Genomic DNA, 14,594 nt, shown 5'->3' on the forward strand with positions numbered 1-14,594 from the left:
CTTATGCCGCGAGCTTGTTATCGAGGTAAAGCTGCAGCGTCTCGCGCGTGCCCTTTTCCCACAGCGTCTTCAGCGCATGCGCAAAGCGCTTGCGGAAGAGCTCCGACTTGGCGACCTCGCCGAAGATGTCGTCGAAGGCAAGGAACGCCATCGGGTCGTCCTTGGCCTTGATGGCGGCAGCATGCAGCCGGTCGGCGCTGGCATCGTTGAAGACGATGTCCTGGCCGGTATCGGTCTTGCCGGCGAAGTAGCGGCACCAGAGAGCCGAAACCAGCGACAGGCCGATCACGTCGCGGCCCTGATTCAGGTTGTCGAGCGTGGACGGCAGGATGAACTTAGGCTGGCGGTTGGAGCCGTCCTGCGCCAGGCGCGGGATGGTGTCGGCGATCTTCGGGTTGAGCAGGCGGTGCTCGATCAGCGCGAAATAGTCCGTCAGCGAAGTGTTCGGCACCGGCGGCACGATCGGAATGATCTCGTCCTTCTCGAGCTTGGCGAGGAAGGCGCGGATCAGCGGGTCTTCCATCGAATCGTGCACGAAATGGATGTCCATCAGCGCCGCCGGATAGGCGATCGCCGCATGGCCGCCGTTGAGGATGCGGATCTTCATGTGCTCGTAGGGCGTGACATCGGGCACGAAGGTGACGCCGACATTCTCCAGCGCCGGGCGGCCGGCGGTGAACTTGTCTTCCAGCACCCACTGCTTGAACTCTTCGCAATAAACAGGCCAGTTGTCCTCGATGTCGAAGACATCCTTCAGAAGATCGATCTCGCGCTGGCCGGTCGCCGGCGTGATGCGGTCGACCATGGCGTTCGGGAAGGCCACATTGGCCTTGATCCACTCGGCGAAGGCGGGATCGGAAAGGGCCGCGGTGCCGACCACGGCGTTGCGGGTGACGACACCGTTGTGCGGAATGTTATCGCACGACATGACGGTGAACGGCACCAGGCCCTTGTCCTTGCGCGCCTTGAGACCCGCGACGATCAGGCCGAACACGGTCTTCGGATCGGCAGGGTTCTTGCCGTCGGCTGCGATTGCCGAATGATCAGGATTGAACTTGCCCGACGCGTCGATGAAGTAGCCGCCCTCGGTGATCGTCATCGAGACGATGCGGATTTCGGGGTCGGCGAGCTTGGCGATGATGGTCTTGGCATCGCCGACCGGCAGGATGTCGATCATCGGCGCGGTGACGCGCGCCGAGGTCTTGTTGTTGTCCTGTTCGACGACCGTTGTCAGGAAGTCCTGGGCGGCGAGCTTGTCGCGCATGGCGGCATCGGACGGCAGGATGCCGGCGCCGATGATTGCCCAGTCGTGAGCCTCGCCCTTGTTGAACAGGTCGTCGAGATAGATTGCCTGGTGGGCGCGGTGGAAGTTGCCGACGCCGAAGTGCACGATGCCCGCCTTCAGCGACGCCCGCTCATAGGCCGGTACGGCGGCTGTCTTAGCCGCGTCGGAAAGCGTTGCCAGCGATAGTTTGCACGTCATGTCTCAGTCCTCTTGAAGGTCTTCAGGGTCGCGTGACCCCGGTACTGGCGCGCCGGGCACCTCGTCCGGCACGCGCTCTCTTCCCCACCCCGGATGCCTTGCTTAAATAGCGAGGCCCTGCTCGTTGAACCTGTGAATGCGAGCCTTGTCTGCGGTCAGGTAAACGGTGTCGCCGGCCTTGGCCGGGAAGCTGCCGTCGCCGCGCGCCGTCATCTGTCCGATGCCCTCGACGTTGACATGCAGGAAGGTGTCGGAGCCGAGATGTTCGGCGACCACGACCTTGCCCTTCCACTCGCCGCTCTCCATCGAAAGCTGGATATGTTCGGGGCGCACGCCCAGCGTCTGCGAGCCCTGCGGCACGAAGTTCATCTTCGGCGAGCCGATGAAACCGGCGACGAACAGATTGCGCGGCTTGGAATAGAGCTCCATCGGCGAGCCGACCTGCTCGATGTTGCCGCGGTTCAGCACCACGATCTTGTCGGCCATGGTCATGGCCTCGACCTGGTCGTGGGTCACGTAGATCATCGTCGTCTTCAGCTGCTGGTGCAGTTCGCTGATCTCAAGGCGCATGTTGACGCGCAGCGCGGCATCGAGGTTCGACAGCGGCTCGTCGAACAGGAAGGCCGAGGGCTGGCGCACGATGGCGCGGCCGATCGCGACACGCTGGCGCTGACCGCCCGAAAGCGCGCGCGGCTTGCGGTCGAGATAGTCGGTGAGGTTGAGGACGCGAGCCGCGTCCGCCACCTTCTTGTCGATCTCGGGCTTTGCCATGCCCGCCATCTTCAGCGGGAAGGCGATGTTGCTGCGCACGCTCATATGCGGATAGAGCGCGTAGGACTGGAACACCATGGCGAGCCGGCGTTCGGATGGCGCGCTCTCCGTGGCGTCCTTGCCGTCGATGACGATCTTGCCGCCGCTGACATCCTCAAGGCCTGCGATCAGACGCAACAGCGTGGACTTGCCGCAGCCCGACGGGCCGACGAAGACGACGAACTCGCCGTCCTTGATTTCGAGATCGATCGAAGGGATGACCTTGGCTTCGCCGAAGACCTTCGAAACTTTCTGAAGGGTAATGCTGCCCATGTTTCTCTCCCTTGTTTCTTATTTCACCGCGCCGAACGTCAGGCCGCGGACGAGTTGTTTCTGGCTGAACCAGCCGAGGATCAGGATCGGGGCGATTGCCATGGTCGATGCTGCCGAAAGCTTGGCGTAGAAAAGTCCTTCCGGGCTGGAATAGGAAGCGATGAACGTCGTCAGCGGCGCAGCCTTCGAGGCCGTGAGGTTGAGCGTCCAGAAGGCTTCGTTCCAGGACAGGATGATGTTGAGAAGAAGCGTCGAGGCGATACCCGGCACCGCCATCGGCGTCAGCACGTAGATGATTTCCTTGCTGAGCGAGGCGCCATCCATGCGCGCGGCTTCAAGGATCTCGCCGGGGATTTCCTTGAAGTAGGTGTAGAGCATCCAGATGATGATCGGCAGGTTGATCAGCATCAGCACCACGACGAGGCCGATGCGGCTGTCGAGCAGACCCGTGTTGCGGAACAACAGATAGATCGGGATCAGCGCGCCGACGGCCGGCATCATCTTCGTCGACAGCATCCACATCAAGACGTCCTTGGTGCGCTTGGTCGGCGAGAACGCCATCGCCCAGGCGGACGGGACCGCGATGATCAGGCCGAGCAGCGTCGAGCCGAAGGAGATGATCACCGAGTTCAGGAAGTGGCTGAAGTAGTTCGACCGGCTCTGCACCTCCAGATAGTTCTCCGTCGTCCAGTGGAAGAACAGGAACTGCGGCGGCGATGCGATGGCGTCGGCTTCAGACTTGAAGCTTGTCAGAAAGGTCCACAGGATCGGGAAGAAGAGCACGATGCCGATGGTCCAGGCGACCGCCGTGACGATCACCTTGCGCTGGGTTGTGATGCGTCTGGCCATCTCAAGTCTCCAGGTTCTTGCCGACGATGCGGACGAGGAAGATAGCAACGATATTGGCGAGGATGACCGCGATGATACCGCCCGCCGAAGCGCCGCCGATGTCGAACTGCAGCAAGGCCCTATTGTAGACGAGATAGGTCAGGTTCGTGCTGCTCGTGCCGGGGCCGCCATTGGTGGTGACGAGGATTTCGGCGAAGACCGAGAGCAGGAAGATCGTCTCGATCAGGATGACGACTGTGATCGCGCGCGCCATGTGCGGCAGGATGATGTAGACGAACTGCGAGAAGAAGCCCGCGCCATCCATCTCGGCCGCTTCCTTCTGCTCTTCCGACAGCGACTGCAGCGCGGTGAGCAAGATCAGCGTGGCAAAGGGTAGCCACTGCCAGGCGACGATCAGGATGATCGAAAACAGCGGCATGTTGGCGAGCCAATCGACCGGCTGCGCGCCGAACAGGCGCCAGATATAGGCGAACAACCCGTTGACCGGGTTCATGAACATGTTCTTCCACACCAGCGCTGCAACGGTCGGCATGATGAAGAACGGCGCGATCACGAGAATGCGCACGATCCCCTGTCCGAACATCGGCTGGTCGAGCAGAAGCGCCAGCGCGATGCCGCCGACGATGGTGATGACGAGGACGCTCAAGACCAGCACGAGCGTATTGATCAACGCATCGAAGAAGGCCGGGTCCGTCAGGAAGAATTCGTAATTGAGGAAGCCGAGGAAGCGATTGTCGCTCGGCATCAAGAGATTGTAGTCGATGAACGAGAAGTAGATCGTCATCACGAGCGGGACGATCATCCACGCGAAGAGCAGGAGCACCGAAGGTGCCATCATCATGCGCGCCGCGGAGCGGGTGTGTAACGTTGCCATGGTTCACCGTCTTTTCTGAAAGCGGATGGCTGCAAGGCCTTAGGGACAAAAAGGGCCGCCGATGCAGTTCGGGCAATTCGGCGGCCTAGGGGTGCGGCGTGCAGGCGCACGCCGCATATCTCGGGAGGCTTACTTGGGGTAACCCGCCTTCGTCATTTCGCGGGTCGTCAGCTGCTGAGCGCTCTGCAGGGCCTGATCGACGGAGATCTGACCGGCGACAGCTGCCGAGAACTGCTGGCCAACGGCCGTACCGATGCCCTGGAACTCAGGGATCGCGACGAACTGGCCACCGGTGTAAGGCACCGGCTTGACGGTCGGCTTCTGCGTGTCGGCTGCCTTCATCGCATCAAGCGTCTTGGCGGCGAACGGAGCGGCCTTCTGGTAGTCGGCGTTTTCGTAGAGCGAGGTGCGCGTGCCCGGAGGAACGTTTGCCCAGCCTTCCTTGCTCGCAACCAGATCGCCGTAAGCCTTGTCGGTCGCCCAGGCGACGAACTTCTGCGCGGCTTCAGCCTTGGTTGACGTCGCAGGGATTGCGAGGTTCCAAGACCACAGCCAGTTGCCGTGGTTCTTCATCTCGCCCTTGGTCGGGAACAGAGCGTAACCGACCTTGTCGGCAACCTTCGATTCCTTCGGGTTGGAGACGAACGAAGCGGCGACCGTCGCGTCGATCCACATGCCGCACTTGCCGGTCTGGAAGAGCGCCAGGTTTTCGTTGAAGCCGTTCGAGGATGCACCGGGAGGGCCGGCTTCCTTCATCAGGTTGACGTAGAAGCCAAGTGCTTCCTTCCACTCGGGGCTGTCGAACTGGGGCTTCCAGTTTTCGTCGAACCAGCGGCCGCCGAAGGAGTTGTCGAGCGCGGTGATGAACGCCATGTTCTCACCCCAGCCGGCCTTGCCGCGAAGGCACATGCCGTAGACTTCGCCGCTCTTGTCGGTGATCTTCTTCGCCGCATCGGCGATGAAGTCCCAGGTCGGCGCGTCGGGCATCTTCAGACCGGCCGTTTCGAAGAGGTCGGTGCGGTACATGATCATCGCGCTTTCGCCGTAGAACGGCACGGCGTAGAGCTTGTTGTCGACGGTCAGCGCGGCGCTGATCGCGGGCAGCAGATCCTTGGCGTCATACTTTTCGCCGAGGTTGTCGAGCGGCAGAAGCCAGCCCTGCTTGGCCCAGATCGGCACTTCGTAGTTGCCGATCGTCAGAACGTCGTACTGGCCGCCCTTGGTCGCGATATCGGTCGTGACCTTCTGGCGCAGCACGTTTTCTTCGAGCGTTACCCACTCGAGATCGATGCCGGGGTTCTTTGCCTTGAAGTCATCCGTGAGCTTCTGCATGCGGACCATGTCGCCGTTGTTGACGGTCGCGATCGTCAGCGTTTCAGCCGAAGCCATGCCCGCGAACGCCAGGACGGAGCAGGCGCCGAGCAGAAAAGTTTTAAATGTCATGATCTTCCTCCCAGAAGATGTTGGCGAGCATTCGCTTTGCTCATGGGCAATTACTCAATGACAGACGACAAATGTCAAGCTCCAATCGTTGCTGCAGCCGCGAAACGATGAGCTATCCTGCTGATTTAAAAGGAAATAAATTTTTGCCCATTATGTGAGCAAATACTCGGCGACCTCTTCATCGGTGATCAAACCGTTGATCTGATGACCGGTAACGGCCGCCTTGATCGCCTTCATCTTGCGCTTGCCCTTGCCGATTCCGATGACCACCGAGGTCTCGCGCGAGGGAATCGGAGCGGACGCGACGCGCTCGTTGATCGGGTTGTCGAGCAGCCTGCCTTCGCTGTCGAAAATCCAGCCACAGATCTCGCCGACGGCGCCATTGTCCATCAGCTCCATCATCTCGCCCTTCTCAAGGAAGCCGTCGACGCAGAGCGGTCCGTCGATGCCGAGTTCGCCGATACCAACGAAGGTCACGTCGGCCTGCGCGCTCATGTCGAGCGTCGAGCGCACCAGCTGCTGGGCATGCAATGTCTCGCGCTCTTCGGCTGATGTCACCAGAACCGGCAGCGGCATCGGGAAATGCCGCGCCTTGACGGCATCGGCCATGCTGAAGATGACGTTGTAATAGGCCGCCGATCCATCCGGCGCGATGTTGCCGGTGAGCGAGACGATGCGGTGGTTGATGCACTCGATCGCCGGCAGCTGATCGACCGCGGCCTTCAGCGTTCGCCCGGTTCCGACGGCAAGAACGATCGGGTCGGTCTTCTTCAGCCAGCGCTCGATCTCGGCCGCCGCCGCCTCGGCGATGCCGACGGTCGCGGCACCGGCGCCCGGATCGCTCGGCACGATATCCACCTGCCGCAGCCCGTATTTGTTGCGCACAGCGTTGGCGAGCTCCAGACAGGCGGCGATCGGGTGATCGAGCCGCACCTTGATCAACCGCTCGGCCACGGCAAGCGACACCAGCCGCTGCGCCGATTGTCGCGAAATCCCCATGGACGAGGCGATCTCGTCCTGCGTGCGCCCGGCCACGTAGTAGAGCCAGCCGGCGCGCGCCGCGTCATCGAGACGACCAGAAGTTTCGGACTTTTTCACCATCGACTATCCATTGCGCGCCACTGCGCCGGCTTTCGCCGGCAAAGCATTTGGTTGAAGCTATGTTCGCGCCAGATGAAAACAAAATTCGGGCAAATGTCGAGTGCATTGAGAAATTGCACAATCTATTTTAGCCTCAACGCAAGCAGTGGATGGTGCCGAGCCCCGCCATTGCCGCGCCATCTTTGCCCGCGAAGCCATGCTTGACCTGACGTCGAACGGCACGCTAACTATGCGCCAGAGGGAAAAATCGTGCGAATTCTGCTGGTTGAGGACGACAAGATGATTGGCGAGGCGGTGCGCGATCACGTCGCCGCGTCCTTCCATGCCGTCGATTGGGTGAAGAACCTCGCCGATGCGGAAGCCGCCACGGGCCCTGTCGAATATGGATTGGTGCTGCTCGACCTCAATCTTCCCGATGGCAGCGGCGTCGATTTCCTGCGCAAGCTGCGCAGCCGCGATATCCGCGCGCCCGTCATCATCCTCACCGCACGCGACCAGATCTCCGACCGCATCGAGGGATTGAACGCCGGCGCCGACGACTATCTCGTCAAGCCCTTCAACCTGGGCGAGCTGGAAGCCCGCATCATGGCGGTCGCCCGCCGCTACGACGCCAACCCGCATCCGGTGGTGCAGATCGGCGATATCGAAATCAACCGGCCTCAGCACAAGCTCTCCGTCGACGGCATCTCCGTCATCCTCACCAGCCGCGAATGGGCAGTGCTTGACCTCCTGACCGCGCGCCCCGGCGCGATCGTCTCCAAGGACCGCATCGAGGAGGCGCTTTACGCCTTCGGCTCGGAAATCGAGAGCAACACGGTCGAGGTCTATGTCAGCCGGCTGCGCAAGAAGATCGGCAAGGATCGCATCCGCACGGCCCGCGGCATCGGCTACACACTCGGATCACAATGAAGCGCGAACGCAGTATCACCCGCCCGCTCATCACCGCGCTGACGACCGTCATGGTCATCTTCTGGCTTATCGCCATTGGCCTCAGCATCCGCGTCATGCAGCATGAGTTCGACGAAATCTTCGACAGCGCCCAGCAGGAAACGACGGAGCGGCTGCTGGCGCTGATCCTCGACGACATGGACCAGCGCGGCATCGGCGACCCGCATGGCATCGCCATGCTGAACACCGCCGCCAACCGCGAGTATCTGACTTATCAGGTTCGTGATCCATCAGGAAAGGTCGTGTTGCGCTCCAATGACGCGCTTGCCGAACCCTTCCCCGCCCCGCTCGAAACAGGCTTCTTCGACAGCGCGACCGCGCGTATCTACACGGAGAAGACATCCGATGGCTCGCTCTTCCTGCAGGTCGCGGATCGCTTCAAGAACCGGCGCGAGGCCGTGCGCGAGAGCGCCGTCACCCTGCTCATCCCGCTGATCGCGCTTATCCCGGCCAGTATCTTCGCCATCTGGTTCATCGTCGGCCGCGCGCTGAAGCCGCTGGATGCGCTGCGCCAGGATATCGGCACCAAGGACGGCGGCAATCTGGCGGAAGTGGAGAGCGCCGGCCTGCCGAAAGAGCTGAAGCCGATCGCCCGCTCCGTCAACCTGCTCCTGGGACGCCTGCGCTCCGCGCTTGAGGCCGAGCGCGAGTTTACCGCCAACAGCGCCCATGAGCTCAGAACGCCGATCGCCGGCGCGCTGGCGCAGACGCAGCGCCTTGCCGAGGAGCTGCCCCCAGGACCAACCAAGGCCCGCGCCCATCAGGTCGAGAGCTCGCTGGTCAATCTCGGGCGCCTCGCCGAAAAACTGCTGCAGCTTGCCCGCGCCGAGGCCGGCATCGGCGGCAGCGCCACCGCCACGGATTTGCGCCCGGTGCTCGACATGATCGTCACCGATTACGAACGCGACAGCCGCTCGCAAGGTCGCCTGCGCTACACCGCCGCGCCTGCGACAAAGCTGGTCCGCAACGCCGACATGGACGCCTTCGGCATCATCCTGCGCAACCTCATCGAGAACGCCCTGGTTCATGGCGATCCGGAACGATCGGTCGATGTCAGCCTCGAGGCGAATGGCGTCGTGCGTGTCGTCAATGGCGGGCCGCCGGTCGCGGAAAGCGATATCGCGACGCTGAAGAGGCGCTTTCGCCGCGGCAACACCAGCGCCTCAGGCTCCGGGCTTGGGCTTGCAATCGCCGATCGCATCGTCTCGCAGATGGGCGGAAGGCTCGACCTGATTTCGCCGGCCAGCGGCCAGAGTTCCGGCTTCGAAGCGCGCATCACGCTGCCTGCCTGATCAGGGTTTAGGCTTGCAAATCGCACCGAACGATGCGAGCAGATTCTAACCGTTTGGAACAAGCAGAATACGAATGATCATCTCCTTCGACATCGGCGGCTCGGCGATCAAGGGCGGCGTTGCCCTTTCCGAAACCGAGATCACGCCGCTCGGCCGCCGCCCGACCCCCCTCGATGATTTCGGCGCCTTCGTCGATACGCTGCGAACCTTCATCGCGGAAGCCGGCGGCACGCCGACGCTGCTGTCGATCTCCATCGCCGGCGTCGTCGATCCCGATACGCAGCTGCTCACCTGCGCCAACATTCCCTGCATCCACCAGCGCACTATCGCCGCCGATCTCCAGGCCGAACTCGGCGTGCCGGTGCTGGTCGCCAACGACGCCGACTGCTTCGCCATGGCCGAAGCGGGTCTAGGCGCCGGTCGCGGCCACCGCATCGTGCTGGGCGTCATCCTCGGCACCGGCGTCGGCGGCGGCGTGATCGCCAACGGCCGACTGATCAACGAGGCGGGCGGCTTTGCCGGCGAATGGGGCCACGGCCCGATCGTTGCGCTGCGCGCCGGCCACCCACCGGTCGAGATCCCGCATTATGCCTGCGGCTGCGGCCAGAGCGGCTGCGTCGATTCCGTCGGCGGAGCGCGTGGCATGGAACGCCTGCACAAGACGCTGCACGGCCTCGATTTCACCAGCGAGGAGATCATCGGCCAGTGGCTGCGCGGCGAGGAAAAAGCGACCCGCACGATCGACGTCTTTATCGATCTCCTGGCCTCTCCTCTGGCGCTAACCGTCAACATCACCGGCGCCACCATCGTCCCCGTCGCCGGCGGGCTCTCCAATGTGGAGCCGCTGCTGGACGAACTCGACAAGGCCGTGCGCCAGCGTATCCTCCGCAAATTCGACCGCCCGCTGGTGGTGCGCAGCGAATGCCGCGTCGAGCCGGGGTTGATTGGGGCGGCGCTTTTGGGATTGAAGGCGGAAGCGGAGATGGTGGGATAGAAGCTACCCAAATCGAAGGCGCCGAGCTTGCAGCCCCCTCACCCTACCCTCTCCCCGAGGGGAGAGGGGGAGCGAGCCGCTAGCTCCGAGTCTCTTCTCCCCCGCGGGGAGAAGGTGCCGGCAGGCGGATGAGGGGGCTACACCCTCAGTTCTCATTGATAATCCTATACAACAACGGCGCGGTTCTCACCGCGCCGTTTGCATTCTCACTCCGCCGCCATCGCCGGCGGATGCCCGTGATCCACCGCGTCATCCTCGCCTGATGATACAGCCTCATCCTCCTTGCCCTTCGGCTCCTTGCCGAAGAACAGCGCATAGGCGGCCGGCAGAACCAGGATCGTCAGCACCGTGGCGACCAGGATGCCGCCCATCATGGCATAGGCGAGCGGGCCCCAGAAGACGCCGCGCGAGATCGGGATCAGCGCCAGAACTGCCGTCAGCGCCGTCAGCATGATCGGACGGAAACGGCGCACGGCCGCGCCGACGATCGCCTCCTGCCGGTGCATGCCCGCCTTGATGTCCTGGTCGATCTGGTCGATCAGGATGATCGAGTTGCGGATGATGATGCCCAAGAGCGCGATGACGCCGAGGATCGCAACGAACCCGAACGGCGCGCCGGAAATCAGGAGGGCTGCTGCGGCACCGATGATCCCGAGCGGACCGGTTGCCAACACCAGCATCGCCTTGCCGAAGTGCTGCAGCTGCGCCATCAGGAGAAGCACGATCACGACAAGCATGATCGGCGCCTTGGCAGCGATCGAGGCCTGGCTTTCGGCCGAATCCTCGGCACCACCCTGGATCTCCACCTTGTAGCCGGCAGGCAGGCTGTCGCGCAGCGGCTGCAGATCGGCATACATCTTCATGACCACGTCGTTCGACTGCACGCCGTCGGGCAGCGTTGCGCGCACGCTGATCGTCGGCAGGCGGTCGCGCCGCCATTCGATGCCCTGCTCGAGCACCGGCACCACCTTGGCGATCTGCGAGACCGGCACGAAGCCGCCGAAATCGGTCGGCACGTAGACCGAATTGACGGCCGACAACAGCGAGCGATTGGCTTCCGGCTCGCGGGCGACGATCGATACCGTCTCCTCGCCATCGCGGAAATCGTCGAGCGGCGCGCCGGACATCGCCGTCTGCAGCATCTGGCGGACGCGTTGCGAGGTGACGCCAAGCGCACGGGCGCGATCCTGGTCGATCACCAGCTTCATCGCCGGCACCTGCTCCAGCCAATCGTCGTGAATGGCGCCGAGCAGCGGATTTTCCTGGAACTTCGCCTTCACCTCGTCGGCGATCTTGCGAACTTCCTGGCGATCCGGACCCATGACGCGCATCTGCACCGGCCAACCGGTCGGCGGACCAAGGAACAGGCGGTCGACCTTGCCGCGGATATCGGGGAAATCCTCGGCAAGAATGGTCCTGAGCTTGACGATCAGCCGTTCGCGGGCCGGCTCGTCATTGGCCATGATCAGAAGCTGTGCGAAGTTCGGGTTCGGAAGCTGCTGGTCGAGCGGCAGGAAGAAGCGCGGCGCGCCCTCGCCGATATAGGTGGCGACGAACTTCTTGTCCTTGTCGTCCATGATCTTGGCTTCGAGCGCCTTCGATTGCGTCTCGACTTCCTTGATGCTGGTACCTTCAGGCAGCCAGAGATCGACGAGGATCTCGGGGCGCGAGGACTGCGGGAAGAAGTTCTGCGGAATGAACTGGAAGGCCCAGAGGCTGGTGGCGAAGGTGACCAGCGTCATGGCAACCACGATGATGCGATGGCGCACGGCCCAGCCCACCGTCGACCGCAGCCGGCGATAGAAGCTGGTGTCGAAGGCATCATGATGCGCGCCGCCGGCATGCTGGCGCTGCTTCAGGATCATGTAGCCGAGCCACGGCGTGAAGTAGACCGCGACGAACCACGAGACCACGAGCGCGATGCCGACGACGTAGAACAGCGTGCGGACATATTCCCCGGCCGTGGAGGCCGCGAAGCCAACCGGAATGAACCCGGCCGTGGTGATCAGCGTCCCCGTCAGCATCGGAAAGGCGGTCGACGAGTAAGCGAAACTCGCCGCCTCGATCTTCACCAACCCCTCTTCGAGCTTTCGCTCCATCAATTCGACCACGATCATCGCATCGTCGACAAGCAGCCCTAGCGCGATGATCAGCGCGCCGAGCGAAATACGCTGCAGGTCGATGCCAAGCTCGTACATGATGGCGAAAGTGGCGGCCAGCACCAGCGGAATGGCAATCGCGATGACGAGACCCGAACGCCAGCCGATCGACAGGAACGAGACGACGAGAACGATGGCCAGCGCTTCGCCGAGCGCATGCATGAACTCGCTGACAGCATCGGTCACGACATCCGGCTGGTTGGAAATCTGATCGACCGAGACGCCGTAAGGCAACGATTCCTCGAAGCGCTTGTAGGTCACTTCCACATCCTTGCCGACATCCGTGACCTTGTAGCCCTTGGCCATGACAACGCCGACCTGGACACTCTCATGCCCATTGAAGCGGTACTTGCGCTGATAGGGGTCTTGAAGGCCAGAATAGACGGTGGCGATATCGCCGAGGCGGGTCACCTGGTTGCCGGCCTTGAGCCGGAGCTCGCGGATATCCGCGGCCTTCGTCACGTCGCCTTCGACGGCGATGCGCACCGAGCGCGTGCCGGTATCGACGGAGCCGGCGGGGTCGACGCTGTTCTGGCCCTTGATGGCGTTCTGCAGATCGACGATCGTCAGGCCGCGTTCGGCGAGCGCCTGGGAGGACACGTCGATGAAGATCTTCTCCGGCTGATCGCCGATGATCACGGCCTTCTCGACACCCGGCGTCGTCAACAGCATGTCGCGCGCCTGGATCGCGAATTTCTTCAGTTCCGGATAGCTGTAGCCATCGCCGCTGATCGATTGCAGCGTGATGAAGGTATCGCCGAATTCGTCGTTGAAATAGGGGCCGAGCAGGCCGGATGGCAGCTCGTTGGAGATATCACCGACCTTCTTGCGCACCTGGTAGAAGGCGTCGGCGACATCAGCCGCGTTGGTATCGCCCTTGATCTGCAGCGTGATGACGGCCGAGCCGGCGCGCGTGTAGGATTTCACCCAGTCGATATGCGGGGTTTCCTGCAGCTTGCGCTCGATCTTGTTGACGACCTGATCTTGCATCTCCTGGATAGAGGCGCCCGGCCACACGGCCTGCACGACCATGACGCGGAAGGTGAAATCGGGGTCTTCCTTCTGCCCCATCCGCATCAGCCCGAGCACGCCGGTGATGAGGATCAGGCCGAACAGGAAGCGCGCGATGCTCGGATGGCCGATTGCCCAGCGCGACAGGTTGAAGGGCTTCTTCTCGGTGTTGGAATTGTCCATTGTCCCGTTCCCTCTCCTGGCCGCTTAGCGAACGACGTCGCCGGTCTCGGACCCAGTTTCGGCGGATGCCGACTGCTGGCCCGGCAGCTTGACCTTGAGATTGTCGGTCATGAACTGCGTGCCGGCGGCAACCACGAGATCGCCGGTCTTCAACCCGTCGGCGATATTGACGCCGTCGCCGGTGAAATCGGCGATCGTGACGTCGCGGGCATGCACGGTCTGCTGGTCGCGATCGACCACCCAGACGATCTTCTTGCCGTCCTTCTCGGCAAGCGCGGCGAGCGGGATGGCGACATGGGTGTTGGCGTTGCTGACGCTGGCCTCGATCGTCGCCGTCATGCCGAGCAGGACGCGATCGTCATGCGGCAGGCTCACACGAACGGCAAACGTGCGCGACTGAGCGTCGGCGCTGCCGGAGACTTCACGCACCTTGCCGTCGAGCACCAGCTTGGCCGAAGACCAGAAGCTCGCCTTGACCGTCTTGCCCGGCTTGAACTCGACGATATCGTTCTCAGGCACCGCGATCTGCACTTCCTTTTCGCCGTCGAGCGCGACGGTCGCAACAGGCGTGCCGGCAGCAACGACCGTGCCGGTATCGGCGCTGATCGCGGTGACGATGCCGCTCTGGTCGGCCTTGAGCTCGGCGTAGCTCACCTGGTTTTTCGCTTGATCGAGAGAGGAGCGAGCCGCGTCGCGGGTGGAGACAGCCTGGTCATAGCTGAGCGACGCCTGCTCGAGCTGCGACTTCGCCGTCACGCTCTTGTCGAACAGCTGCTGGGCGCGCTTGTTGGCGAGATCAGCCGTGCCGACGCCCTTTTCGGCCGCCGCCAGATTGGCCTCAGCCGTCTTCGTCGCAAGCTCGTAATCGGTCGCGTCGATGCGCGCGATCACATCGCCCGGCTGGACGCGGTCGCCGATATTCACGCGGCGCTCGGTGATCTTGCCGGCAACGCGGAAGCCGAGGTTCATCTCGACGCGTGCCTTCACCGCACCGGAATAATCAAGCGCGCGTGTCTCACCGGCCTTGGCGATTTCCACGACCTTCACCGGCCGGAGGATCTCCTTGGTCTCCGCCTTCTTCTCCTCGCTGCAGCTTGAAAGCGCGAGCGAAACGGCGCCAAGGAGCGCGAAACTGGCAACGGACGGCAACTTGACTGTCTTCAGCGAAATCATC

11 protein-coding genes are annotated in these 14,594 nt (G+C 62.7%); 3 read left to right on the plus strand and 8 right to left on the minus strand.

Annotated elements, in window-relative coordinates:
- Window position 1: 1 nt before the first annotated feature.
- The 6 genes from ACVTFQ_RS15445 to ACVTFQ_RS15470 form a co-directional block, all read right to left on the minus strand.
- The gene (locus ACVTFQ_RS15445) at window positions 2-1,483 is read right to left on the minus strand and encodes a mannitol dehydrogenase family protein (RefSeq protein WP_111565276.1); all 1,482 of its coding nucleotides are present in this window, start codon (window positions 1,481-1,483) and stop codon (window positions 2-4) included.
- Window positions 1,484-1,585: 102 nt separating this feature from the next.
- Window positions 1,586-2,566, minus strand: coding sequence for an ABC transporter ATP-binding protein (locus tag ACVTFQ_RS15450; protein WP_047509790.1), 981 nt, complete (start codon window positions 2,564-2,566; stop codon window positions 1,586-1,588).
- Window positions 2,567-2,584: 18 nt separating this feature from the next.
- Complete coding sequence (locus ACVTFQ_RS15455; protein ID WP_047509791.1) at window positions 2,585-3,415, minus strand: carbohydrate ABC transporter permease; 831 nt, start codon at window positions 3,413-3,415, stop codon at window positions 2,585-2,587.
- Between the two features lies 1 nt (window position 3,416).
- Complete coding sequence (locus tag ACVTFQ_RS15460) at window positions 3,417-4,289, minus strand: carbohydrate ABC transporter permease (RefSeq protein ID WP_047509793.1); 873 nt, start codon at window positions 4,287-4,289, stop codon at window positions 3,417-3,419.
- A gap of 129 nt (window positions 4,290-4,418) precedes the next feature.
- Entirely contained in the window at window positions 4,419-5,732 is a 1,314-nt protein-coding gene (locus ACVTFQ_RS15465; RefSeq protein WP_111565275.1) for an ABC transporter substrate-binding protein, read from the minus strand.
- 150 nt (window positions 5,733-5,882) lie between these two features.
- Window positions 5,883-6,833, minus strand: a complete 951-nt coding sequence (locus ACVTFQ_RS15470; RefSeq protein ID WP_111565274.1) for a sugar-binding transcriptional regulator — start codon at window positions 6,831-6,833, stop codon at window positions 5,883-5,885.
- Between the two features lie 249 nt (window positions 6,834-7,082).
- Between ACVTFQ_RS15470 and ACVTFQ_RS15475 the strand changes: the two genes are divergently transcribed.
- The 3 genes from ACVTFQ_RS15475 to ACVTFQ_RS15485 all read left to right on the plus strand — a co-directional run bounded on the left by ACVTFQ_RS15475 (window position 7,083) and on the right by ACVTFQ_RS15485 (window position 10,067).
- The gene (locus tag ACVTFQ_RS15475; protein ID WP_111565273.1) at window positions 7,083-7,742 is read left to right on the plus strand and encodes a response regulator; all 660 of its coding nucleotides are present in this window, start codon (window positions 7,083-7,085) and stop codon (window positions 7,740-7,742) included.
- Complete coding sequence (locus ACVTFQ_RS15480) at window positions 7,739-9,073, plus strand: sensor histidine kinase (RefSeq protein WP_112437157.1); 1,335 nt, start codon at window positions 7,739-7,741, stop codon at window positions 9,071-9,073. Before ACVTFQ_RS15475 ends, ACVTFQ_RS15480 begins: the two co-directional genes overlap by 4 nt.
- Window positions 9,074-9,146: 73 nt before the next feature.
- Window positions 9,147-10,067, plus strand: a complete 921-nt coding sequence (locus ACVTFQ_RS15485; protein WP_018902452.1) for an ROK family protein — start codon at window positions 9,147-9,149, stop codon at window positions 10,065-10,067.
- A gap of 206 nt (window positions 10,068-10,273) precedes the next feature.
- Here the strand turns inward: ACVTFQ_RS15485 and ACVTFQ_RS15490 are convergent, their stop codons facing one another.
- A complete protein-coding gene (locus ACVTFQ_RS15490) occupies window positions 10,274-13,420 on the minus strand; it encodes an efflux RND transporter permease subunit (protein WP_111565271.1) in 3,147 nt (1,048 codons plus the stop codon).
- A gap of 24 nt (window positions 13,421-13,444) precedes the next feature.
- Window positions 13,445-14,593, minus strand: a complete 1,149-nt coding sequence (locus tag ACVTFQ_RS15495; protein WP_111565270.1) for an efflux RND transporter periplasmic adaptor subunit — start codon at window positions 14,591-14,593, stop codon at window positions 13,445-13,447.
- Between the last annotated feature and the right edge of the window lies 1 nt (window position 14,594).

The sequence above is a fragment of the Rhizobium sp. O111 genome (assembly GCF_055616315.1).

What these genes read in the sequence shown, in the direction of transcription:
- ACVTFQ_RS15445 (WP_111565276.1), bottom strand. Translation starts at nt 1,483, where the DNA reads ATGACGTGCAAACTATCGCTGGCAACGCTTTCCGACGCGGCTAAGACA.
- ACVTFQ_RS15450 (WP_047509790.1), bottom strand. Translation starts at nt 2,566, where the DNA reads ATGGGCAGCATTACCCTTCAGAAAGTTTCGAAGGTCTTCGGCGAAGCC.
- ACVTFQ_RS15455 (WP_047509791.1), bottom strand. Translation starts at nt 3,415, where the DNA reads ATGGCCAGACGCATCACAACCCAGCGCAAGGTGATCGTCACGGCGGTC.
- ACVTFQ_RS15460 (WP_047509793.1), bottom strand. Translation starts at nt 4,289, where the DNA reads ATGGCAACGTTACACACCCGCTCCGCGGCGCGCATGATGATGGCACCT.
- ACVTFQ_RS15465 (WP_111565275.1), bottom strand. Translation starts at nt 5,732, where the DNA reads ATGACATTTAAAACTTTTCTGCTCGGCGCCTGCTCCGTCCTGGCGTTC.
- ACVTFQ_RS15470 (WP_111565274.1), bottom strand. Translation starts at nt 6,833, where the DNA reads ATGGTGAAAAAGTCCGAAACTTCTGGTCGTCTCGATGACGCGGCGCGC.
- ACVTFQ_RS15480 (WP_112437157.1), top strand. Translation starts at nt 7,739, where the DNA reads ATGAAGCGCGAACGCAGTATCACCCGCCCGCTCATCACCGCGCTGACG.
- ACVTFQ_RS15485 (WP_018902452.1), top strand. Translation starts at nt 9,147, where the DNA reads ATGATCATCTCCTTCGACATCGGCGGCTCGGCGATCAAGGGCGGCGTT.
- ACVTFQ_RS15490 (WP_111565271.1), bottom strand. Translation starts at nt 13,420, where the DNA reads ATGGACAATTCCAACACCGAGAAGAAGCCCTTCAACCTGTCGCGCTGG.
- ACVTFQ_RS15495 (WP_111565270.1), bottom strand. Translation starts at nt 14,593, where the DNA reads ATGATTTCGCTGAAGACAGTCAAGTTGCCGTCCGTTGCCAGTTTCGCG.